This is a genomic window from Pararhizobium sp. LjRoot235 (genome assembly GCF_964254145.1).
In the GTDB taxonomy this organism is placed as follows: Bacteria; Pseudomonadota; Alphaproteobacteria; order Rhizobiales; family Rhizobiaceae; genus Pararhizobium.
Genome location: NZ_CAXUSP020000001.1, coordinates 1,048,127 through 1,068,212 on the forward strand (window position 1 = coordinate 1,048,127; position 20,086 = coordinate 1,068,212).

20 protein-coding genes are annotated in these 20,086 nt (G+C 61.9%); 12 read left to right on the forward strand and 8 right to left on the reverse strand.

Going from position 1 to position 20,086, the window contains the following annotated elements; all coding sequences use genetic code 11:
• The first annotated feature begins 2 nt into the window (after positions 1-2).
• Together aroB and ACSQ2Z_RS04990 are read left to right on the forward strand one after the other, a co-directional pair.
• On the forward strand, positions 3-1,136 hold the full coding sequence (aroB, locus tag ACSQ2Z_RS04985) for a 3-dehydroquinate synthase (protein ID WP_436080181.1): 1,134 nt from the start codon (positions 3-5) through the stop codon (positions 1,134-1,136).
• On the forward strand, positions 1,133-2,443 hold the full coding sequence (locus tag ACSQ2Z_RS04990) for an HlyC/CorC family transporter (protein ID WP_436080182.1): 1,311 nt from the start codon (positions 1,133-1,135) through the stop codon (positions 2,441-2,443). The genes aroB and ACSQ2Z_RS04990 overlap by 4 nt, the downstream gene beginning before the upstream one ends.
• Positions 2,444-2,577: 134 nt before the next feature.
• Here the strand turns inward: ACSQ2Z_RS04990 and ACSQ2Z_RS04995 are convergent, their stop codons facing one another.
• Both ACSQ2Z_RS04995 and ACSQ2Z_RS05000 read right to left on the reverse strand, forming a co-directional pair.
• Complete coding sequence (locus ACSQ2Z_RS04995; RefSeq protein ID WP_436080183.1) at positions 2,578-4,116, reverse strand: caspase family protein; 1,539 nt, start codon at positions 4,114-4,116, stop codon at positions 2,578-2,580.
• Between the two features lie 264 nt (positions 4,117-4,380).
• Positions 4,381-4,662 (reverse strand): BolA family protein, encoded by a 282-nt coding sequence (locus tag ACSQ2Z_RS05000; RefSeq protein WP_436080184.1) that lies wholly within the window; start codon positions 4,660-4,662, stop codon positions 4,381-4,383.
• A 152-nt stretch (positions 4,663-4,814) separates the two neighbouring features.
• On the opposite strand from ACSQ2Z_RS05000, the gene ACSQ2Z_RS05005 reads away from it, so the two are divergent.
• The 4 genes from ACSQ2Z_RS05005 to ACSQ2Z_RS05020 all read left to right on the forward strand — a co-directional run bounded on the left by ACSQ2Z_RS05005 (position 4,815) and on the right by ACSQ2Z_RS05020 (position 9,552).
• On the forward strand, positions 4,815-5,450 hold the full coding sequence (locus ACSQ2Z_RS05005) for a J domain-containing protein (RefSeq protein WP_436082982.1): 636 nt from the start codon (positions 4,815-4,817) through the stop codon (positions 5,448-5,450).
• 87 nt (positions 5,451-5,537) lie between these two features.
• Complete coding sequence (gene cobS / locus ACSQ2Z_RS05010; RefSeq protein ID WP_436080185.1) at positions 5,538-6,533, forward strand: cobaltochelatase subunit CobS; 996 nt, start codon at positions 5,538-5,540, stop codon at positions 6,531-6,533.
• Positions 6,534-6,536: 3 nt separating this feature from the next.
• Positions 6,537-8,438, forward strand: a complete 1,902-nt coding sequence (gene cobT, locus ACSQ2Z_RS05015) for a cobaltochelatase subunit CobT (RefSeq protein WP_436080186.1) — start codon at positions 6,537-6,539, stop codon at positions 8,436-8,438.
• A gap of 160 nt (positions 8,439-8,598) precedes the next feature.
• Positions 8,599-9,552, forward strand: coding sequence for an esterase-like activity of phytase family protein (locus ACSQ2Z_RS05020; protein WP_436082983.1), 954 nt, complete (start codon positions 8,599-8,601; stop codon positions 9,550-9,552).
• Between the two features lie 282 nt (positions 9,553-9,834).
• Here the strand turns inward: ACSQ2Z_RS05020 and rpmB are convergent, their stop codons facing one another.
• Positions 9,835-10,131 carry a 50S ribosomal protein L28 gene (gene rpmB, locus ACSQ2Z_RS05025; protein WP_436080187.1) on the reverse strand — a complete coding sequence of 99 codons (297 nt, stop codon included), beginning with the start codon at positions 10,129-10,131 and terminating at the stop codon, positions 9,835-9,837.
• A 354-nt stretch (positions 10,132-10,485) separates the two neighbouring features.
• On the opposite strand from rpmB, the gene ACSQ2Z_RS05030 reads away from it, so the two are divergent.
• Positions 10,486-11,262 carry a DUF3108 domain-containing protein gene (locus tag ACSQ2Z_RS05030; protein WP_436080188.1) on the forward strand — a complete coding sequence of 259 codons (777 nt, stop codon included), beginning with the start codon at positions 10,486-10,488 and terminating at the stop codon, positions 11,260-11,262.
• A gap of 31 nt (positions 11,263-11,293) precedes the next feature.
• Positions 11,294-12,184 (forward strand): aromatic amino acid exporter YddG, encoded by an 891-nt coding sequence (gene yddG, locus ACSQ2Z_RS05035; protein WP_436080189.1) that lies wholly within the window; start codon positions 11,294-11,296, stop codon positions 12,182-12,184.
• A gap of 3 nt (positions 12,185-12,187) precedes the next feature.
• Here yddG and ACSQ2Z_RS05040 read toward each other — a convergent pair whose 3' ends face one another.
• The gene (locus tag ACSQ2Z_RS05040; RefSeq protein ID WP_436080190.1) at positions 12,188-12,631 is read right to left on the reverse strand and encodes a cupin domain-containing protein; all 444 of its coding nucleotides are present in this window, start codon (positions 12,629-12,631) and stop codon (positions 12,188-12,190) included.
• Entirely contained in the window at positions 12,631-13,401 is a 771-nt protein-coding gene (gene gloB / locus ACSQ2Z_RS05045; protein WP_436080191.1) for a hydroxyacylglutathione hydrolase, read from the reverse strand. The genes ACSQ2Z_RS05040 and gloB overlap by 1 nt, the downstream gene beginning before the upstream one ends.
• Positions 13,402-13,489: 88 nt before the next feature.
• On the opposite strand from gloB, the gene ACSQ2Z_RS05050 reads away from it, so the two are divergent.
• From ACSQ2Z_RS05050 to ACSQ2Z_RS05060, 3 genes are all read left to right on the forward strand, one after another.
• Positions 13,490-14,239, forward strand: a complete 750-nt coding sequence (locus ACSQ2Z_RS05050) for a class I SAM-dependent methyltransferase (protein WP_436080192.1) — start codon at positions 13,490-13,492, stop codon at positions 14,237-14,239.
• A 254-nt stretch (positions 14,240-14,493) separates the two neighbouring features.
• The gene (hisC, locus tag ACSQ2Z_RS05055; RefSeq protein ID WP_436080193.1) at positions 14,494-15,600 is read left to right on the forward strand and encodes a histidinol-phosphate transaminase; all 1,107 of its coding nucleotides are present in this window, start codon (positions 14,494-14,496) and stop codon (positions 15,598-15,600) included.
• Positions 15,597-16,523, forward strand: a complete 927-nt coding sequence (locus ACSQ2Z_RS05060; RefSeq protein ID WP_436080194.1) for a prephenate/arogenate dehydrogenase family protein — start codon at positions 15,597-15,599, stop codon at positions 16,521-16,523. The genes hisC and ACSQ2Z_RS05060 overlap by 4 nt, the downstream gene beginning before the upstream one ends.
• A 181-nt stretch (positions 16,524-16,704) precedes the next feature.
• Here ACSQ2Z_RS05060 and ACSQ2Z_RS05065 read toward each other — a convergent pair whose 3' ends face one another.
• The gene (locus tag ACSQ2Z_RS05065; RefSeq protein WP_436080195.1) at positions 16,705-17,748 is read right to left on the reverse strand and encodes a DUF2125 domain-containing protein; all 1,044 of its coding nucleotides are present in this window, start codon (positions 17,746-17,748) and stop codon (positions 16,705-16,707) included.
• A gap of 189 nt (positions 17,749-17,937) precedes the next feature.
• On the opposite strand from ACSQ2Z_RS05065, the gene ACSQ2Z_RS05070 reads away from it, so the two are divergent.
• Positions 17,938-18,483 carry a gamma-glutamylcyclotransferase gene (locus ACSQ2Z_RS05070; RefSeq protein WP_436080196.1) on the forward strand — a complete coding sequence of 182 codons (546 nt, stop codon included), beginning with the start codon at positions 17,938-17,940 and terminating at the stop codon, positions 18,481-18,483.
• Here the strand turns inward: ACSQ2Z_RS05070 and ACSQ2Z_RS05075 are convergent.
• Together ACSQ2Z_RS05075 and ACSQ2Z_RS05080 are read right to left on the reverse strand one after the other, a co-directional pair.
• Positions 18,474-19,259, reverse strand: coding sequence for a lysophospholipid acyltransferase family protein (locus ACSQ2Z_RS05075; protein ID WP_436080197.1), 786 nt, complete (start codon positions 19,257-19,259; stop codon positions 18,474-18,476). The two genes, ACSQ2Z_RS05070 and ACSQ2Z_RS05075, sit on opposite strands and share 10 nt — an antisense overlap.
• Positions 19,260-19,353: 94 nt before the next feature.
• Positions 19,354-20,052: a YdcF family protein gene (locus tag ACSQ2Z_RS05080; protein WP_436082984.1), complete on the reverse strand. Its 699-nt coding sequence runs from the start codon at positions 20,050-20,052 to the stop codon at positions 19,354-19,356.
• Between the last annotated feature and the right edge of the window lie 34 nt (positions 20,053-20,086).

Below are 20,086 nucleotides of genomic sequence, written 5' to 3' on the forward strand. Positions count from 1 at the left end.
CTATGACATCTGCCAGCCCATCTGCCGCCAAGCGCACCGTCCGCGTCGATCTCGGTGACCGCTCCTATGATATCCTCATCGGCCCCGGCCTGATCGCGACCGCAGCCGGCGAAATCGCGGCGCGGCTGAAAGGCCGCAGGATGGCGGTCATTACCGACGAGCACGTCGCGCCGCTCTACCTCGAACCGCTGATGGCAAGCTTGAAGGCGAAGGAGATCGAGGCTGTTTCCCTCGTCCTGCCTGCCGGTGAAAGGACCAAGAGCTTCGAGCATCTGATCCCCGTCTGCGACACGATCCTCGGAGCGCGCATCGAGCGCAATGACGCGGTGATCGCGCTTGGCGGCGGCGTCATCGGCGATCTCACCGGCTTTGCCGCGGGCATTGCCCGGCGCGGGTCGCGGTTCATCCAGATCCCGACTTCGCTGCTGGCGCAGGTGGATTCCTCCGTCGGCGGCAAGACCGGCATTAATTCGCCGCACGGCAAGAACCTGATCGGCGTCTTCCATCAGCCGGACCTGGTGCTCGCCGATACCGATGTGCTCGATACGTTGAGCCCGCGCGAGTTCCGGGCCGGTTATGCCGAAGTCGCCAAATACGGCCTGATCGACAAGCCGGACTTCTTCGCCTGGCTGGAAAAGAACTGGCAGGCCGTCTTTGCCGGCGGTGAGGCCCGCATCGAGGCGATCGCCATCAGTTGCCAGGCGAAAGCCGATGTCGTCGCAGCCGACGAGCGAGAAAACGGCCTGCGCGCGCTCCTCAATCTCGGTCACACCTTCGGTCATGCGCTGGAAGCAGCCACACAGTACGATGGCAGCCGGCTGGTGCACGGCGAAGGTGTCGCGATCGGCATGGTGCTGGCACATCAGTTTTCAGCACGGATGAATCTCGCAAGCCCGGACGATGCGACGCGCGTCGAGGCGCATCTGAAGGCCGTCGGCCTGCCGACCCGCATGAACGACATTCCGGGCGCCCTGCCGCCGGCGGAAAAGCTGATGGATGCGATTGCCCAGGACAAGAAGGTGAAGGGCGGCAAGCTGACCTTCATCCTCACCCGCGGCATCGGCCAGTCCTTCGTCGCCAACGATGTGCCCGCCAACGAAGTGCTGCGGTTTCTTGAGGAAAAACATCCGGGATGACCAGCGAGACGTTCACGGGTTTCTTGACGGACTATGGCCCTGGCATCCTGATCATCTTCCTGATGATCCTGCTGTCGGCCTTCTTTTCAGGCTCGGAAACCGCGCTTACCACCGCCTCCCGGGCGCGCATGCATGCGCTTGAGGCCAATGGCGATCATCGTGCCGGCCTCGTCAACAGGCTGGTCGAACGCCGCGACCGGCTGATCGGCGCTCTCCTGATCGGCAACAACTTCGTCAACATTCTGGCATCGTCCGTTGCCACCAGCCTGTTCCTGCATGTCTTCGGCGCGTCCGGCGTCGCTTATGCGACGCTGGCCATGACCGTGATCCTCGTTATTTTTGCCGAAGTACTCCCCAAGAGCTGGGCGATCTCGGCGCCTGACCGGTTTGCGCTTGGCGTGTCGCGCGGCGTCAATCTCTTCGTGCTGGTGGTCGGCCCGATCTCCAGTCTGGTCAACTGGAGCGTCCGGCGCATCCTTTCACTCTTTGGCATCAATCTTTCCTCGGAAATGCCGATGTTGACGGCGCATGAGGAACTGCGCAGCGCGGTTGATCTGCTGCATCGGGAGGGCTCCGTCGTCAAGGCCGACCGCGATCGGCTCGGCGGCGTGCTCGATCTCGGCGAACTCGAAGTGTCCGACATCATGATCCATCGCACCTCGATGCGTGGCATCAATGCCGACGATGCGCCGGAAGTCGCGGTTCGCACGGTTCTCGAAAGCCCCTATACGCGCATGCCGGTCTGGCGCGGATCGACCGACAACATCATCGGCGTTGTCCACGCCAAGGATCTCTTGCGAGCGCTGGCCGAACCGGAGGTCGAGCCGGAAAATCTCGACATCGTGCGCATTGCGCAAAAGCCCTGGTTCGTGCCGGAGACGACCAACCTCAAGGAGCAGCTGAACGCCTTCCTGCGCCGCAAGATGCATTTCGCCATCGTCGTCGACGAATATGGCGAGGTCCAGGGGCTGGTGACGCTGGAGGATATTCTCGAGGAAATCGTCGGCGATATCGCCGACGAACATGATCTGGAAATCCAGGGCGTTCGCCAGGAGGCCGACGGCTCGATCGTCGTCGATGGCAGTGTGCCGATCCGCGATCTCAATCGGGCGCTCGACTGGAATTTGCCGGATGAGGAGGCGACGACCGTCGCCGGGCTGGTCATCCACGAATCGAAGACGATCCCCGAGGAGCGCCAGGCGTTCACCTTCTACGGCAAGCGCTTCATCGTCATGAAGCGGGTAAAGAACCGGATCACCCGATTGAGGATCAGGCCGGCTGATGATGCGGCGATGCCTCCGCCCTGACCTACTGCATAATTCCTTAAATCGGAATCGATTTAAGGATATGCAGCAGTTTCAAAGTGCTACAGCGTCCTTTGCGCGTCAGGTTTGACGCGCGGCGCTGTAGGGCGAAGGCTGCGCGTCAAGACCGGGCTGGTTCAGCGGTTGCCGATGATGCCGCCAAGGGCGCCGCCGAGCAGGCCGCCGGCAAATGCCGCCCCTGCCGGGTCCATTCCGCTGCCCCTGCGCTCGACCGGACCTTCCAGCGTGTCTTCCGCCGGAGGCTGCTGCCGTTTGACGCGCTGCTGCGTCGCCACCTTTTGGCGCACCGGGGTCTGCGCCTTGCGAAGCGCTGCGGCGGCTTTCTTCTGCGCCTCGTATTGCGCGCGGATTTGCGGCATCATCGGGTCGGTCTGCGCGACGAGGAAGATGTGTTGCTGCTGTGTCAGGTAGGTGGTTTCAATGAGCCCGTTCTGGCGCTGCCAGGCACCGATCGCGTCGCGTGACTTGGCGCCGAGCGCCCCGTCCGCACCGCCGGTGACGTGGCCCAGCGCTCCGAGCCGCAGTTGCAGGTCGATGCGGGCGCCCTTGTCGAGGTTCAGCGCGGCTTCCGTTTCCGGCGTGCCGACCGTCTGTTTGACGTCGTCGGGTACGGCGACTGCTGTTCTGATCTGCGATGCCGATGCGCTTGCCTCGCCGGCGGGAGCCACGGCCGCCACTTCGGTTTTCGCCACTGTCTTCAACTGGTCGAGATTGAGCTTCGCCAGTGTTGCGAAATTGCCATTTGGATATTGCTGCAGGTATAGCTCGTAATGCGCCACGGTGTTGCGCTTGGAGGCTTCCTCCCAGAGCTTCTGCTCCACCGTCCAGTTGACGTCGGTCTTATCGGTCGAAGCGCTGGTGTGCGCGCTGGCTTCCGTCGCCAGGGTCTGCGCCGTTTGCGCCGGGGCATCGCCGCCGATGAAGACTTCGCGGGAGAGGGAGGCATTGTGCCACGGACGCTGCGCGCCGCCCGTTGCTTCCGATACGTCGGCCCGCACCCGCGTCAGGGCGCTCTGGATTTCCAGACCCGGCGTCGCCAGGTGCCGTGCAAGAGCTGCCGTGTAGGGACTGTTGACGCCCTTGCCGTCATAGGCGACGGCGCCTGGGTCAGTCGCATAGGCAATCAGCAGTCCACCGGAACCCACACTCTGGCCGTTGGCCTGCACCGGCGCCAGGCCGGCCCCGATCGAGGCGGACCGGCTGGCCGGCAGCACCTTTGCCAGTGAGCGTGCCAGCGGATTGTCGCGGCAGGCGTCGAGAATGATGATGCTGACAGCCGGATCCGGCGGCAGGGCGGCGAGAACCTTGTCGGCTGGAATGGTGCGGGTCTGTAGCTGCGCCGCCTTTTCCAGCTGCGCGTCGATCGGAACGAGATAGTTGCGTCCATCGACCTGCAATCCGTGGCCGGCATAGTAGACGATCGCGACCTCGGCGTCGTAGGCGATCTCGGTGAACTGATCGACCAGCGCCGTCATTGCCGCCTTGTCGAGATTTTCCCCGTCAAGCACGGTGAACCCGGCAGCGCGCAGCGTCTCGGACATCAGCTTGGCGTCGTTTTTCGGATTGGGCAACTCGACCGCGTATTGATACGCGCTGTTGCCCATGACCAGCGCGACGCGCTTGCCTGAAGGCGTCGACGCCGATGCGTAGTCCATTGATAAGAATGCGGCGACAAACGCCGCCACAAGCCCAAACTTGCTGAGCATAGCCTTGACCCCAAAAAACAAAGGCCGGCCGGACAACCTGTCGGCTGCGCCTTAAAGATGAAAATTTTCCGTATGTCGAAATTTCAACGGATCACGCGATCCGGCCATTCTCCGCCCGCTATAATTGTAGATGCAGGACCGAAAACCGTCAATTCGACGCAGCGTCGGGTTTGATGAGTTCGGTCGGGCATTGCGAGAGAGTTAACACGCCCGCTACCAGCGTGTTGTTTCCCCGGGAACAGCGGGTTCGACCGCAAGCGCATGCAGCCCGGCGTCGAATTCGGGTTTCAGGAGATCGTTGATGGCGCGGTGGCGCGCGACGCGGCTCATACCGATAAAGGCGCTCGACACGATGCGCACGCGCATATGGGTTTCGCCGGTGCCGTGGAAGTCCGGCTGGTGGCCCGCGTGCAGGTGGCTTTCATTGATGACGATCAGCCGTTCCGGTGAAAAGGCCGCCTTGAGCTTTGTTTCGATGCGGTTTTGAAGCGACATGTTTTAGCCCCCGTTTCTCTGGCTTTTCCGCTGCGTCGACCGCAGACGAAGGACCCGTCCCGGATTGCTTTTTGCTCGGTGCAAAATGGTTTCACAAAGCCAGCAACATTCCGATTTGTCAATTCTTGTCGTGGTGCCCGCCACGCCCCATAATTAGCGCCATGAAACTCGATTCAAAATACTTCGATGGCATCCGGACCCGCCGCAAGGTGAACCAGAAACCGGAACCGATGGCCCCCAAATGCCAATGGGACGGGTGCGAGGAAAATGCCGCGCATCGCGCGCCCGTGGGGCGCAATGCCGAGAACGAATATTTCATGTTCTGCTTCGAGCACGTGAAGGAATACAACAAGGGCTATAATTACTTTTCCGGACTGTCAGACAACGAGATCGCGCGCTACCAGAAGGAAGCCTTGACGGGACATCGCCCGACCTGGACGGTCGGCGTCAACAAGAATGCCAAGAACGGCCCGGCGCAGTCGCAGATGCGGTCCGGTTCAGCCGGCGCGCAGGCCCGCATGCGCGATCCGTTCGGCTTCGTCGAGCAGGCGCGCACCCGCGCCGCCAAGCAGGAGCCGCGCCTGCGCAAGCTGAAGACGCTGGAGGCCAAGGCCTTCGATACGCTCGGCCTGCATGCCAATGCCACAGCCGCCGACGTCAAGGCCGCCTACAAGGAGCTTGTAAAAAAGCATCACCCCGATGCAAATGGCGGAGACAGGGGATCGGAAGAGCGTTTTCGCGCCGTGATCCAGGCATATCAATTGTTAAAACAGGCTGGCTTCTGCTAGTAACCCGTTTTATTACGGTCACACATTTAAAAGCATAGACGGGACGCCCCACGAGAAAAATCAAGGGGCTTCCGTGCTGGAGACATGATGAGCAAGGTAGACCTCGACATTTCCAACCTTCCCGATACGACCATTTCCGTCCGTGACGTTTTCGGTATCGATACCGATCTCAGGGTTCCGGCCTATTCGAAGGCCGATGCCTATGTGCCGGACGTCGACCCGGACTACCTGTTTGATCGTGAAACGACGCTCGCCATTCTCGCGGGTTTTGCCCACAACCGCCGCGTCATGGTGTCGGGCTATCACGGCACGGGCAAGTCGACCCATATCGAGCAGGTCGCAGCCCGCCTTAACTGGCCTTGTGTGCGCGTCAACCTCGACAGCCACGTCAGCCGTATCGATCTCGTCGGCAAGGACGCAATCGTCGTCAAGGACGGCATGCAGGTCACCGAATTCAAGGACGGCATCCTGCCCTGGGCCTACCAGCACAATGTCGCGCTCGTCTTCGACGAATACGACGCCGGTCGTCCGGACGTGATGTTCGTCATCCAGCGCGTGCTTGAATCGTCCGGCCGCCTGACGCTGCTCGACCAGAGCCGCGTCATCCGCCCGCATCCGGCCTTCCGCCTGTTCGCGACCGCCAATACGGTTGGCCTCGGTGATACGACCGGCCTCTACCACGGCACGCAGCAGATCAACCAGGCACAGATGGACCGCTGGTCGATTGTCACGACGCTGAACTACCTGCCGCATGACAATGAGGTCGATATTGTCGCTGCCAAGGTCAAGGGCTTCACCAAGGACAAGGGCCGCGAGACGGTCTCGAAGATGGTGCGCGTCGCCGATCTCACCCGCGCCGCCTTCATCAATGGCGACCTGTCGACCGTCATGAGCCCGCGCACCGTCATCACCTGGGCGGAAAACGCTTATATCTTCGGCGATATCGCCTTTGCCTTCCGCATCACCTTCCTCAACAAGTGCGATGAGCTCGAACGGCCACTGGTGGCCGAACATTATCAGCGCGCCTTCGGTGTCGAGCTGAAGGAGAGTGCTGCCAATATCGTGCTCGAAGCCACGGCCTGATCCATGGCGGGCCGCGGCGACAATTTGAAACCAAGGCCGGCGGGGACCGTTGACGTCGAACCGTTCCGCCGCGCGCTGACTGGCTGCATCCGCTCGATCGCCGGCGATGCGGAGATCGAGGTGGTCTTCGCCAACGAGCGCCCCGGCCTCACCGGGGAGCGCATGCGGCTGCCCGAAATCTCCAAGCGGCCGACCCTCCGGGAGCTGTCGGTGACACGTGGGCTCGGCGATAGCATGGCATTGCGCAAGGCCTGTCACGACCAGCGCATCCATGCGACCATGTCGCCGCAGGGTGCGGATGCGCGGACGATCTTCGATGCGGTCGAACAGGCGCGCGTCGAAGCGATCGGCTCGCTTCGCATGAGCGGCGTGGCGGACAACCTTGCCTCCATGCTCGACGAGAAATATGCCCGCGCCAACTTCGGCAATATCGATAGGCAGGCCGATGCGCCGCTTGAGGAAGCTATGGCGCTGATCGTGCGCGAGAAGCTGACAGGCCGGAAGCCTCCGGCCTCCGCCGGCAAGGTGCTCGACCTCTGGCGCGATTTCATCGAGGAAAGGGCAGCCGGCGACATGGCCAACCTGTCGGCCACTGTCAACGACCAGCAAGCCTTTGCCCGCGTCGTGCGCGACATGCTGACCTCGATGGACGTTGCCGAGAAATACGGTGACGACGAGGTCGAGCCGGACGACCAGGATACTGAGACCGACGAGGACCAGCCGCGCAGCCAGGAGCAGGACGAAAACAGCTCCGACGAGGATGCCGGCTCCGACGCGGCGCCCGCCGACGAGAACGAATCGGCCGACGATCAGATGGACGAAGGCGAGATGGATGGCGCCGAAATCTCTGAAGACGAGATGTCGGATGACGGCGAGGACGACAGCGAGACGCCCGGCGAGGTCAAGCGACCGGCCCATCCCTTCGACGATTTCAACGAGAAGGTCGATTACACCGTCTTCACCGAGGAATTCGATGAGACCATCTCGTCCGAAGAGCTGTGCGACGAGGCCGAGCTCGACCGGCTGCGCGCCTTTCTCGACAAGCAGCTGGCTCATCTACAGGGCGCGGTCGGGCGGCTCGCCAACCGGCTGCAGCGCCGTCTGATGGCGCAGCAGAATCGCTCCTGGGAGTTCGACCTGGAAGAGGGTTATCTCGATTCGGCGCGCCTGACGCGCATGATCATCGATCCGATGCAGCCGCTCTCTTTCAAGCGCGAGAAGGACACCAACTTCCGCGATACGGTGGTGACGCTTTTGATCGACAATTCCGGCTCCATGCGCGGCCGGCCGATCACCGTTGCTGCCACCTGCGCCGATATCCTTGCCCGCACGCTGGAGCGCTGCGGCGTCAAGGTCGAGATCCTTGGCTTCACCACCAAGGCCTGGAAGGGTGGGCAGTCGCGCGAAAAGTGGCTGGCGAGCGGCAAGCCACAGACGCCGGGGCGCCTCAACGACCTGCGCCACATCATCTACAAGTCCGCCGACGCCCCATGGCGGCGCGCCCGCCGCAATCTCGGCCTGATGATGCGCGAAGGGCTGCTGAAAGAAAACATCGACGGCGAGGCCCTGATCTGGGCGCACAATCGGCTGCTCGGCCGCTCCGAGCAGCGGCGTATCCTGATGATGATCTCCGATGGCGCGCCGGTCGATGATTCGACCTTGTCGGTCAATCCGGGCAATTATCTCGAGCGGCATCTGCGGGCCGTCATCGAGCAGATCGAGACGCGTTCGCCGGTCGAACTGCTGGCGATCGGCATCGGCCATGACGTGACGCGTTATTATCGCCGCGCCGTGACCATCGTCGACGCCGATGAACTGGCCGGTGCGATGACCGAGCAGCTCGCGTCACTCTTTGACGACGAGAGCAGGCGGCGCCGCACGGCTCCTGCGCGGCGCGCAGGTTGAGATATATCGATCGGGGCGATGATCGCTGTCCCGGTCTTGTTTGCACATTGTTTATTTGATTTTTTAAGGAGCGACATTGCATGCTCCGCACCGGCCGGAAGGAATCCTGTTGAAAGCGATACTGAATCGGGGCGCCGCATTTTCCCTCGCGCTCGCCGTGATGCAGATGGCGGCTGCACCCCTTCAGGCGCAGGATATCATTCCGGTGAAAAGCCGGCAGATCGCGAATTTCAAGATCGGCTCGGACCGGAAACTGTTCGGAAAGCTGGAATTCGTCGGCGGGATCGAGATGTCGTCGAGCAATCCCTTGCTGGGGGCAATCTCATCGATCCGCTTCCGGCCGGACCGGAGATCCTTTCTCGGCGTCATGGATACCGGGCATTGGGTGGAAGGCGCGATCCGCCGTGATGACAAAGGCCGGATCGCTGGTGTCAGCGATCTGGCCGTGACATCTATAATCGATGCTGCGGGGCGGACGGAGCAGGCCAAGGAACTGATGGACTGCGAGAGCGTGGCGTTGCGCGCCGCAGAGGTGCTTGTGAGTTGCGAGCGGGTTCACCGGGTCGACGCCTATCCTGATCCGGGTTTCGCGCAATCGCGGCCGATCACGAGCCTGCCAATCCTCATTTCGCCGAAATCCTTGCGCGGCAACCGCGGGCTTGAGACAGTTGCCGTTTCGCCAAGGGACAGCGCGCTTGCCGGTGGCGTGGTGATTGTCTCCGAGTTGAGCTTCGACAAGGCCGGCCATCTCTATGCAGCGGTCCTTGATGGTCCGCGCAAAGGCATATTCGGCGTGGTCCAGAAGGTTCCGTTCGCCGTCACCGATGGTGCCTTCCTGCCGAATGGCGACCTCTTGCTTTTAGAGCGCCGCTTCAGTTTCGCCGAGGGCTTAGGCATGCAGGTGCGCCGTATTCCCGGCGACGCGATAAAGCCCGGCGCCGCCGTCGACGGCGAGGTCATCCTGCAGGCGGATATGGGCTACCAGATCGACAACATGGAAGGTCTGGACGTGGTTCCCGGCCCGGACGGCGATATCCGCGTCGTTCTCGTGTCGGACGACAATCACTCCATTCTCGAACGCAATCTGATGCTGGAATTCCGGCTGGTCGAGTAACGAGCTATCGCGCGGGCTTTGGCTGTGCTGAGAGTTTTAAGCAGTCGCCCTGTCGTTCCAAACAACTCAAGTGGGCTTCAGGGCCGGCATCGGGCAAAAGCATGGCGAGGCCGACGAGGACTTTCATGACCAGGTCGCCGAGCGCCCAGGAAATCCAGCGCGGCGTTTCGGCAGACCTCAAGCCGGTGATCGCAGCGAATGTCTACTGAAAACGTCACACGAGAAAAAGGCTCGCCGGTTGCCCAGGCAAGCCTCTCAAATCTCTACCCGCAAGTCTGCTGATCAGGCAGCGACTGCTTCAGCCGTCTTCTTGACGATCTGGCGGCGCAGCAGGCGCGCGCGCATGGACAGCTCGGCTTCGTCAGCCTTGAGCAGGAACGCGTCGAGGCCGCCGCGATGTTCGACCGAGCGCAGGGCTGCAGCCGAAACGCGCAGACGGTAACGCTGGCCAAGCGCGTCGGAGATCAACGTGACGCTGCACAGGTTCGGCAGGAACTTGCGCTTGGTCTTGTTATTTGCGTGGCTCACATTATTGCCCGACTGGACGCCCTTGCCGGTCAATTCGCAACTACGGGACATGATGCACCTATTTTTCTTTTCGGCTTCGGTCCATGCGTTAGCGGGCCTAAGCGCCCAGGCCGCATTCCGTTGGCCATGATTGGAAAGTTGCGGTTCTATAGTCAGGCAGAGCCCCGCCGTCAAGCCAAACTTCGTTTTCCGGGAAAACTCTTGAAATCCGCGCCGGTCTTACAAGGCCGCGAGAGGCTTCGATTGTGGTTGGTCACGTTTCCATAGATCTTTGACCGGCGCAATTCCACTTTGTTGCGCCGCGGGTTAAGGCTGGTGGCAAATGCGGGTCTTGCGGCGCAGAAATGCCGCAAACCCGCCGTATCTGCGAAGGTTGCTTGAGCGGAAAATGGAAGGGCTTCCGGAATGAACTGGCACATCGGTATTTCGGCGCTTTTGGCTTTCGTCACGACGACGTTTTCCACAGGCTGGGCTCGGGCCGTCGAGGTGAAGCACAACACGGATTACAACATTTCGCTGGCCGGCCTGCCGATTGCCAGGGCGTCGTTCCACACCGAGTTCAAGGCCGATCGCTACACCATCTCCGGCACGATGAACTCGGCCGGGCTTGCCGACATCCTTGCCCATACTTCCGGTCAAACCACCGTTTCCGGCGTTGTCGGCCGGAACCGTTTGAGCGCTTTGGAATATCGGGTGCGCTATCAGACGGGCAAGAAGGGTAGGGCGATCGCCGTGCAGTTTCGCAACGGCAACGTGCTGTCGGCGTCGATGGAGCCAGCGCGCAGGATCCCGAAAAACTGGGTGCCGGTGACCAAGGCTGACATGCGCAACGTCGTCGATCCGCTTTCCGGCCTGATCTTTCCCGCGGACGCGCGCGTCTGCCCGCAGAGCGTGCCGATCTTCGACGGCGAATCACGGGTGGACCTGAAACTCTCGGCAAAAGGCACCAAGCCCTTCAAGACCGATGGTTTCGAAGGCGATGTCATCGTCTGCGGAATCAAGTTCGTGCCGAGATCCGGCTACCGCAAGGGGCGCCAGGACGTCGATTATCTGCGCAAGCTCGAAACCATGGAAATCTGGTTTGCCAAGGCCGATGCCGCGAATGTATATGCTCCCGTCTATGTCCGGATCCCGACGCGACTCGGCCCGGTGACCGTTTGGGCCACCAGATTCGGCGGCTGACATTCTCCTTTAAATGCCCGGGGGCAGGCGCATGAAGTTCAAGGCAACGCTGATCGGATTTTCGGCGATCCTCATGTGGTCGCTGCTGGCCTTGTTAACGGCAGCCTCGGGCACCATGCCGCCGTTCCAGCTATCGGCGATCTGCTTTTCCATCGGCAGCCTGCCGGGCATCGCTGTACTGGCGCTGAAGCCGGGGCGGCTTGCGCTGTTGAAACAGCCGGCAAAAGTCTGGATCGTCGGCATTGCCGGGCTGTTCGGCTACCACTTCCTTTATTTCACGGCGCTCAGAAACGCACCTGCCGTCGAGGCCGGGCTCATTGCCTATCTCTGGCCTTTGCTCATTGTTGTCGGCTCGGCGCTGCTGCCGGGTGAGCGGTTGCGCTGGTATCACATTGCCGGCGCGCTTTGCGGCCTCGCCGGGACCATCCTGATCGTCGCCCGCAATGGGGTTCAGTTTGATGATGCTTATGCCATGGGCTATGGCGCGGCTCTGGCCTGTGCCTTTACGTGGTCCGGTTATTCGCTGCTGACCCGGCGTTTTGATGCGGTCTCGACGGATGTCGTCACCGGCTTCTGCCTCGCGACCGCGGCGCTGTCCTTCCTCTGCCACTTCGGTCTGGAAACGACGGTTTGGCCGGAAACGGCAACGCAGTGGATCGCGGTCGCCGGTCTTGGGCTGCTGCCGGTCGGCGCGGCCTTCTACGCTTGGGATTATGGCGTCAAGAACGGCAATATCCAAATCCTCGGCGTTGCCAGCTATGCGGCGCCTGTGCTGTCCACGCTCGTCCTCCTGCTGTTCGGCTTTGCCGAGCCGTCCTGGCGCATTGCACTCGCCTGCCTGTTCGTGACCGGCGGCGCGGTGCTTGCGGCCAAGGACGCCATTTTCCGGGATCGGACCGAAGCCCCGCAACCTGCCGAGTAGAGATCATGCTGCGGGCGGCTGCCAATCCGGCGGCGCCATCTCGAAGGCGGCAAAGTCGAAGCCCGGCGCAACAGTGCAGCCGACCAAAGTCCAGGCGCCGAGCGAGGCGGCCGACTGCCACCAATTGGCCGGCACGATCGCCTGCGGCCGCTCGCCGCTCAGGATGTCCGGTCCGAGCGTGATGCGCGTCGCCGGCTTGCCATCCTCGGCGATGCTGAGCGCCAGCGGCGCGCCGGCATAGAAGTGCCACACCTCGGCTGCGTCGCGGACACGGTGCCAGTGCGAACGCTCGCCACGCTCCAGCAGATAGTAGATGGCTGTCGAATGGCCGCGCCCGCCGCCCGCTTCGTCCCTGAAGGTCTGGATGTACCAGCCGCCCTCGGGATGGCGTTGCAGGTTCAGGGTCTCGATGATGGCCTGCGCCGACAGCGGTAATTGGACATGCATCAGAAATTGTCCTTGCGTTTGCGGATTTCGGCGAAGACTTCGGCATCCGTTGCGTCCCGCATATCGAGATGCGCCCGTATTCCGGCATCCTGCGGCCGCAGGAAGGGGTTGGTCTGCTTCTCCAGCCTCAGCGTCGTCGGCGCTGTGGGTTCGTCTCTTGCACGGATCGCGTCGATGTCTGCGGCACGTTTTTTCAGAGCCTCGTTTTGCGGATCGATGGTCAGGGCAAAACGGGCATTCGACTGCGTGTATTCGTGGCCGAAATAGACCGTCGTGTCGTCCGGCAAGGCCATCAGCTTCTGCAGCGACGCCCACATCTGCGCCGGCGTGCCTTCGAATAGCCGTCCGCAGCCGAGCGCAAACAGCGTGTCAGCGGAAAACAGCAGTTTATCGTCGGGAAAATAGAAGCAGATGTGTCCGGCCGTATGCCCCGGCGTTTCGAAGACATCGATCCTGTGGCCGGCAAAATCGAAATGGCCGCCGTCGCCGATCGTGCGGTCGATGCCGGGGATTTTGCTTGCCTCGTTCTCCGGCCCGATGATTGTGACGCCAAACGCCTCCTTCAAGGCGAGGTTTGCCGATACGTGGTCCGGGTGATGATGGGTCGTCAGAATATGGGTCAATGTCCAGCCGCGCCGTTTCAGCGCGCCAAGGATGGGTTGTTCTTCCGGCGCATCGATAGAGGCGGTCGCGCCGCTTTCAGGGTCGTGGACCAGCACGCCGAAATTGTCGGTGCGGCACAGAAAGAGGTCGAGTTCGAGATTGGCCATGATATGGCTCCTGGCAGAGACGGGTCGTTACGGCAAATGTAGTGACGGACGCCTTGAAGTCCACCCGTTCCAGACTAACATGGGGGTCATGCACTCAGATATTGTCGACCTCCGCGAGTTCTATCATTCCAGCCTCGGACATTTTGCCGAACAGTCGATCAGTATGGCGCTGTCATCCGTCTGGGCGCGGCTGCCGGAGGAGCGGCTGGTCGGGCTCGGCTATGCGGTGCCCTATCTCGACCGTTTTCGCCCCGATACGGAGCGGACCTTCGCCTTCATGCCGGCGGGGCAGGGGGCGGTGAACTGGCCGGTTGCGGAACTTTCCTCGACGGCACTGATCTTCGACGAGGAACTGCCCTTGCCCGATTCGTCGATCGACCGGGTGCTGATGGTGCATTCACTGGAATTCGCCGAAAATCCGCGCGAGACAATGAAGGAGCTCTGGCGCGTGCTCGCACCCGGCGGCCGCCTCGTCATCGTCGTGCCGAACCGCCGCGGCGTCTGGGCCCGGATGGAACACACGCCGTTCGGCTCCGGTCGCCCCTATTCGCGCGGGCAATTGACCGCGCTTCTGCGCGAGACCAATTTCACGCCCGGCGCATCCGCCGACGCGCTGTTCTTCCCGCCCTCCAAGCTGAAGATGGTGCTCAAGCTGCGCAGCGCCTTTGAGCGGATCGGCCGCTCGCTTTGGCCGGTGTTTTCCGGCGTCATCATCGTCGAGGCGCAGAAACGGCTCTACCAGGGCCTGCCGGTTGCTGCCCGCGCCTCCCGCCGCGTCTTCGTGCCGGTGCTGGCGCCGCACGGCGTTCCGACAACGCGGGTGGACGCGTTGATTTGAGGCCATAAGGGACTGAGCAAGCCTGCCCCCCTCTGTCACTCCGTGACATCGCCCCCACAGGTGGGGAGATTGTTCATTTCCCTTATGAGCTCAAAGGCTGGCGGCTGATCTCCCCCCTTGAGGGCGAGATGTTACGGAGTGACGGAGGGGGTAACGCCGCTTTATGCGGAGAAAGACCAATGGCCAACACTCGACAAAATCAGCATTCGCCGGTATTGGCTGGGCCTCGTCTTTTGTCTCGGAAAGCTGATCCCATGAGCACTGAACTGCAAGGCCCCGCCCCCCGTCCCGGTATCCTCGACATCGCCGCTTACGTACCGGGCAAGGAACATGCTCCGGGTGTCGCCAAGGTCTACAAGCTTTCCTCGAATGAAACCCCGATGGGCGCGAGCCCCAAGGCGATCGAGGCCTTCCAGAAGGCGGCGGCGAGCCTTGAGCGCTATCCGGATGGCCAGGCGGTGGAATTGCGCGAGGCGATCGCCTCCGTGCACGGACTGAACGCTGCAAACCTGATCTGCGGCAACGGCTCCGACGAACTGCTCGGCCTGCTCTGCCATGTCTATCTGGCGCCGGGCGACGAGGGCATCATCACCGAGCACGGTTTCCTCGTCTACAAGATCCAGATCATGGCTTCCGGCGCGACCCCGGTCATCGTCAAGGAAAAGGATTGCCGCGTCGATGTCGATGCCATCCTCGCCGCCGTGACCGAAAAGACGAAGATCGTCTTCATCGCCAATCCGGGTAATCCGACCGGGACCTATGTGCCTGTCGAGGACATCCGCCGCCTTCAGGCCGGGCTGCCGAAAAACGTTATCCTCGTTCTCGACGCGGCCTATGCCGAATACGTCCGCCGCAACGACTACGAGGCCGGGCTCGAACTCGTCTCGTCGAACCGCAACGTGGTGATGACCCGCACCTTCTCGAAGATCTACGGCCTTGCGGCGCTGCGGATCGGCTGGATGTATGCGCCGCTCGCGATCATCGATGCGCTGAACCGCGTACGCGGCCCGTTCAACATGAACGCCCCGGCCATCGCTGCCGGTGCCGCTGCCATCCGCGATCAGGCATTCATGGCGACCGCCGTCGATCACAACCTCGATTGGCTCGGCAAGGTCACCGGCGCTCTCAGCTCGATCGGCTTCAAGGTGACGCCGTCGGTTGCCAATTTCGTGCTCATCCATTTCCCGGATGTGGACGGCAAGCGGGCACCGGATGCGGATGAGTTCCTGACGAGCCGCGGCTTTATCCTGCGGGCTGTGCGCGCCTACGGCCTCCCCAATGCATTGCGCATGACGATCGGTTCTGCAGAAGCCAATGAAGGCGTGATTGCCGCGCTCACCGAGTTCATGGGCCGGGCGTGATGGCAAAGCAGTTCGAAACCATCGCGCTGATTGGTATTGGCCTGATCGGATCGTCGATCGCACGCGAGATCAAGGACAAGGGGCTTGCCGGCTCCGTCACGGTGGCGACGCGCAGCGACGCGACGTTGAAGCGGGCGCAGGAACTGAACCTCGGCGACCGCTACACGACATCCGCTGCCGAGGCCGCCAAGGATGCCGATCTGGTCATCGTTTCCGTCCCGGTCGGCGCGTCCGGTGCCGTTGCCGCAGAGATCGCGGGCAACCTCAAGCCGGGCGCAATTGTCACCGATGTCGGCTCCACCAAAGGCTCGGTCATTGCCCAGATGGCGCCGCATATCCCCGAAGGCGTCCATTTCATTCCGGGCCACCCGATTGCCGGCACGGAATATTCCGGCCCGGATGCCGGCTTCATCGGCCTGTTCAAGGGCCGCTGGTGCATCCTGACGCCGCTGCCGGAGACGGACGAGACGGCGAAGGAAAAGCTCAGGACCTTCTGGGAAACGATGGGCTCGATGGTCGATGATATGGATCCCGAGCATCACGACAAGGTTCTGGCGATCGTTTCGCACCTGCCGCACATCATCGCCTACAATATCGTCGGCACGGCGGACGATCTGGAAGCGGTGACGGAATCGGAAGTCATCAAATATTCCGCTTCCGGTTTCCGCGATTTTACCCGTCTCGCCGCGTCTGACCCGACCATGTGGCGGGACGTCTGCCTGCACAACAAGGACGCGATCCTCGAAATGCTGGCACGGTTCTCGGAGGACCTCGCCTACCTGCAGCGGGCGATCCGGTGGGGCGATGGTGAAAAACTCTTCGATCTCTTCACACGTACTCGCGCAATCCGCCGCTCGATCATCCAGGCCGGCCAGGATACCGAGATGGCCGACTTCGGCCGCCACGCGATGGATCAGAAGTAACGGGTTTGCACCCACCTCCCCCTTGAGGGGGGGGAGGTCGCGACGAAGTCGCGGGTGGGGGTGATCGTCAGGGGCGCACAAAAGTCACCCCACCCCGTCGCTTCGCGCCGACCCTCCCCCTCAAGGGGAGGGTGAAAGACAGGTGCCGCACGCTCCCGCTTCTATCCTGCAAAAAACAGCGTTATAGCTGCGGCAGTTCGCCGATCGGGAAGAAAGCGAGAAACGCGATGCCGTCGCGGACGTTCAGCTTCACGGTCGCCTCGTTCTTGCCGTCGGCCAGAGCCGTCAGCATGTTGGCGATGTTGTTGACCATCGCCATGCCGTCTTCATTCGAAAACACCTTGACGAGGTTCTGACGCCAGCCTTCGATGTTCTTCATCGTGACGCTGAACTCGCCCGAGATCAGGCCCTTGTCGTCGACCGTGAAGGGGCCGGATGCGGTGGTGACCATGCCGTTTCCGAGATCGAGCGTCAATTTGCGCATCTCCCCCTTGCTGTTGCGAAGCGCCCCGGGCTTGAGCCCGCCGGCACTCATCAGCACCGCGCGGTCGACAAGGGTCATATCAGCGCTGGCGCTGAGCAGCGGCAGGAGGCTTGGGCCATTGTCCAGCCTTGTGTCAAATCCATCGACGCTGAATGCCGCATCGAGATCGGTGCCGTTCTGGCGGAGATGCGCCTCGCCATGTCCGGCGCCGAAAGCGAGCTTGTGCTTATCGCCTATTGCGCCGTCCTCATGCGTGGCGGGCAGAATGGCAGTGCCCGTCAACTGGTCATAGGTCATCGAGGTTCGTTGAAGGCCGGAAAGGGTGGCCTGCACACTGGCATGCAGCAGCGACCAGTCGCCCGATACCGACAGGCCCGGAGACACCCGGATTTCAGCCGGGCCGTCGAGCTCGAACACCGCATGTCCCGGCCGGTAGACCTGGGCTGCCGAGCGCAGTGCGCCGAACGAGGCCGAGGCTCCACGTGCCGCATCGTCAAGGTGGACCGTGTCGCAGAACAAGCCGATGCGGAACGGAAAGCCGCGCACGTTCATGCCGCCACATTCCGCGGACGATCCGGTGCCTTTGTTCTCGCTCAGAAAAGCCGGCAGCCGCGTCTCGATCTGGTTTGCCGCAAAAAACCATGCGCCGGAATAGAGAACCAGAAACAGGAGGATACCGATCGCCAGCCATCGCATCTTTCGGCTCCCTGCGCTGGGTTCGGCAATGTCTGCTGCAGTCATGGTCTGCTCCAAGGATTTCGCCGATCTCTGATGCGGTTGCACCAGGGACTGGCTTGCTGGCGTCTTCGCGTTTGCGCGCAATCGTGCAGGAAACCGATTCCGATTGGCGATCTTATGCGCTAGGAAAGCACCAGAGTTGTCTGTCGGCCATTCCGGCGCCTTATGGCTGCGTCGGGATGGCGACAATGAATGGCAGTGGATATGGACGATTTTTGGGTCTTTGGCTACGGTTCGCTGATGTGGAACCCCGGTTTTGCCTTCGAGAACAAGATGACGGCCCGGGCTTTCGGCTACCGGCGGTCGCTCTGCGTCCGCTCCTGGGTGCACCGCGGCACGCAGCAGCGCCCCGGCCTGGTGCTCGGTCTTGACTACGGCGGCTCCTGCCGCGGGATGGCCTTCAAGGTCTCTCCGAAGGACAAGACCGACGTCATCGACTACTTGCGCGAGCGCGAACTGGTCACCCATGTCTACAAGGAGCGCACCATGCCGGTTAAGCTTGCCGATGGGCGGCGCGTGCCGGCGCTTGCCTACATCATCGACCGTGCCCATGTGCAATATGCCGGCGCACTGAGCACCGAGGAAGCGGCCGCGACGGTTGCCGTTTCTCATGGAAAATCAGGTGCCAACACGGAATATGTGATGAACACGCTCGCCCATCTACAGGAGATGGGCATCCGTGACCACTGGCTCGAAGAAGTGGCAGCGACCGTCAAGCGGCTGCAGGCTCAGGCCTGAGCCCGCAATTCCTTCAGTCGTTGCCTTGCCGTCGGCGGCAGCGGCAGATGCGGATTGTCCTTCACCGTTTCCACCAACAGCGCGTCGCTGGCTTTTTCCATCACGTCCATCAGCGTCTGCAGAAAGACGTCGGGATCGAGGCCGGCTTCGATCGGCGGCAGGATGCGCACCTTGAAATGGCCGGGATAACGCAGGAACTTGCGGCGCGGCCAGAACAGGCCGGGATGCATGACGACCGGTACAACTGGCACGGTCAGGTCACGGTAGAGCCGGGCGATGCCGTATTTATAGTGCGGCGGCGCACCGGGCGGGCGGCGCGTGCCTTCGGGGTAGATGATCAACTGGCGGCCGGTCGCCATCTCGTCCTTGGTGCGCTGCATCACCGCCGCCATCACCCTGCCACGGGCGCCGCGATCGACCGGCACCATGCGCTGTTTCTTGACGTACCAGCCGAACAGCGGGATCCAGACGAGTTCGCGCTTGAGGATGAAGAAGGGATCGGACAGCCAGGGCAGCAGTGCGTAGACGTCCCAGAAGGACTGATGCTTGGGGGCGAAGATATATCCCTCCTTCGGGATATTCTCGAGACCCTCGATCTCGAACGTCGTGCCGACGATCGTCTTGAAGAGCCAGTGGTTGCTGCGGGCCCAGTTTTTCGGAACGAACCATGCCGTCTTGCGTGGCACCAGGAAGTAGATCGGCGTCATCACGACCATCTGGGCAATCAGATTGACATAGAACGCGATGTTGAACAGGACCGAACGCAGGATGATCATCAGGCAGGCTTTCGCAGCAAAGGACTGATCGCTGCCTACACGAATATTTGAGGAAGGAAAACCGCTTTCGCTTGCGAGTTTCTAGCCTTGTCGCTCAGTTTCCGGACGTGGTGGTGTCCTTGCTTTCAGTGCGAAGGCCGCTTGCCGGATGGGCACCCAGCCTGTCACGCGCGGATGCGATCGTCAGTTTGACGTATTCGGTAAGGATTGTCTTCAACACCATCGGATTACGCAGCCAGTTGGTGCTTTTCAGATCGGAGTTGACGACGGGATAGGCTATGAACGCGATGCCCGGATTGGCACGGCGCAGTTCGAGCAGGCTGCGCGGCATGTGGTAATTGTTGGTGACGACGAGAATGCTCCGATAACCGTTGTCGCGAATCCAGCTGGCGGTTTCGTTGGCATTACCGATGGTGTCGATCGCGTCATGGCCGATATCGACGCAGCATTTGAAGAGGTCGGCGGAACTCTGCGTATTGCGGCGAATCTGGCCGCCCGTCGTCGAAGGGTGGACGCCGGAGATGAGCAACCGCTTGCCTGCTCCACCTTTCAGGAGTTCTACGGCCTGGTCGATCCGTTGGAAACCTCCGGTCAGGACAACGATGGCGTCGGCTCTGGGGTTGGCCGGCGGGTGCAGCGAGGCGACGGAATCGGCGAAATAGAGGAAGCCTGCCGTGGCGCAGCCGGCGACGAACAGCAGAATATAGAAGGTCAGCCGCACCAGCCGCCGGCGAAGGCTGACATGCCTGCGCACCCAGGCCCCATTCCGCCGCATTCCGCCACTTTCGCTCATTGCTGTCCCGGGCGCTTCGCCAGCCATTGTGATT

What these genes read in the sequence shown, in the direction of transcription:
- ACSQ2Z_RS05075 (WP_436080197.1), bottom strand. Translation starts at nt 19,259, where the DNA reads ATGATCATCCTGCGTTCGGTCCTGTTCAACATCGCGTTCTATGTCAAT.
- ACSQ2Z_RS05065 (WP_436080195.1), bottom strand. Translation starts at nt 17,748, where the DNA reads ATGACTGCAGCAGACATTGCCGAACCCAGCGCAGGGAGCCGAAAGATG.
- rpmB (WP_436080187.1), bottom strand. Translation starts at nt 10,131, where the DNA reads ATGTCCCGTAGTTGCGAATTGACCGGCAAGGGCGTCCAGTCGGGCAAT.
- ACSQ2Z_RS05000 (WP_436080184.1), bottom strand. Translation starts at nt 4,662, where the DNA reads ATGTCGCTTCAAAACCGCATCGAAACAAAGCTCAAGGCGGCCTTTTCA.
- aroB (WP_436080181.1), top strand. Translation starts at nt 3, where the DNA reads ATGACATCTGCCAGCCCATCTGCCGCCAAGCGCACCGTCCGCGTCGAT.
- ACSQ2Z_RS05020 (WP_436082983.1), top strand. Translation starts at nt 8,599, where the DNA reads ATGCAGATGGCGGCTGCACCCCTTCAGGCGCAGGATATCATTCCGGTG.
- ACSQ2Z_RS04990 (WP_436080182.1), top strand. Translation starts at nt 1,133, where the DNA reads ATGACCAGCGAGACGTTCACGGGTTTCTTGACGGACTATGGCCCTGGC.
- ACSQ2Z_RS05080 (WP_436082984.1), bottom strand. Translation starts at nt 20,052, where the DNA reads ATGAGCGAAAGTGGCGGAATGCGGCGGAATGGGGCCTGGGTGCGCAGG.
- hisC (WP_436080193.1), top strand. Translation starts at nt 14,494, where the DNA reads ATGAGCACTGAACTGCAAGGCCCCGCCCCCCGTCCCGGTATCCTCGAC.
- cobT (WP_436080186.1), top strand. Translation starts at nt 6,537, where the DNA reads ATGGCGGGCCGCGGCGACAATTTGAAACCAAGGCCGGCGGGGACCGTT.
- ACSQ2Z_RS05030 (WP_436080188.1), top strand. Translation starts at nt 10,486, where the DNA reads ATGAACTGGCACATCGGTATTTCGGCGCTTTTGGCTTTCGTCACGACG.
- ACSQ2Z_RS04995 (WP_436080183.1), bottom strand. Translation starts at nt 4,116, where the DNA reads ATGGACTACGCATCGGCGTCGACGCCTTCAGGCAAGCGCGTCGCGCTG.
- yddG (WP_436080189.1), top strand. Translation starts at nt 11,294, where the DNA reads ATGAAGTTCAAGGCAACGCTGATCGGATTTTCGGCGATCCTCATGTGG.
- gloB (WP_436080191.1), bottom strand. Translation starts at nt 13,401, where the DNA reads ATGGCCAATCTCGAACTCGACCTCTTTCTGTGCCGCACCGACAATTTC.
- ACSQ2Z_RS05040 (WP_436080190.1), bottom strand. Translation starts at nt 12,631, where the DNA reads ATGCATGTCCAATTACCGCTGTCGGCGCAGGCCATCATCGAGACCCTG.
- cobS (WP_436080185.1), top strand. Translation starts at nt 5,538, where the DNA reads ATGAGCAAGGTAGACCTCGACATTTCCAACCTTCCCGATACGACCATT.
- ACSQ2Z_RS05050 (WP_436080192.1), top strand. Translation starts at nt 13,490, where the DNA reads ATGCACTCAGATATTGTCGACCTCCGCGAGTTCTATCATTCCAGCCTC.
- ACSQ2Z_RS05070 (WP_436080196.1), top strand. Translation starts at nt 17,938, where the DNA reads ATGGCAGTGGATATGGACGATTTTTGGGTCTTTGGCTACGGTTCGCTG.